This window comes from Microbacterium sp. P5_E9 (genome assembly GCF_054049175.1).
Genome location: NZ_JBFUMV010000092.1, coordinates 1 through 610, shown reverse-complemented (window position 1 = coordinate 610; position 610 = coordinate 1). Strand labels below are relative to the sequence as shown.

The 610-nt window shown below is 62.5% G+C and carries 1 protein-coding gene; it reads left to right on the top strand.

Annotated features, from left to right (window positions below; genetic code table 11):
* The coding region (locus ACXJ3V_RS20390; protein WP_457102178.1) for a zinc-binding dehydrogenase at positions 1-450 on the top strand (450 nt) is incomplete at its 5' end.
* Positions 451-610 lie beyond the last annotated feature (160 nt).

Below are 610 nucleotides of genomic sequence, written 5' to 3'. Positions count from 1 at the left end.
CCCAGCGCAGAGCGCCGAGCCCTGGCACTGGAACTGGGCGCCGCGCATGCTATCGACCCCACCGGCCATACGGACCTCGTCGCGGCGCTGAAGGAAGCGGGCGGCGGCGGCTTCGACTATGCGATCGATACCTCAGGCATCCCGGCGGTAATGAAAAGCGCCGTGGACGTGCTGCTGCCCAACGGCATGCTCGGTCTGATCGGCATCCCGCCACCGGAGGCGCCGATCCCCTTGAGCATCATGGACCTGTACCTGCGCGGCCTGGGCGTGAAGTGCATCGTCGAGGGTGACGCCGATCCGCAAACTTTCATACCGAAGCTGGTGGAACTGTTCCAGGCCGGAAAGCTGCCGGTGGATCGGTTGGTCAAGCAGTACCCCTTCGAGAAATTCAACGAAGCCTTCGTCGCTGCGAGCAACGGTTCAGTCATCAAGCCCGTCGTCGTGTTCTGAATGCCCTGCAGGAGGCCACCATGCTCGACTATCTGAAGTACTACTTCTCGCCGGTCACACAAATCGTCAGCCTTGGCGGCTTTCTCATGGGTGGCCACTATGTCTGGCTCGCCATCGCCTGGTTCCCGGTGATGGCGATCATCGACAGCGTACTGCCGCG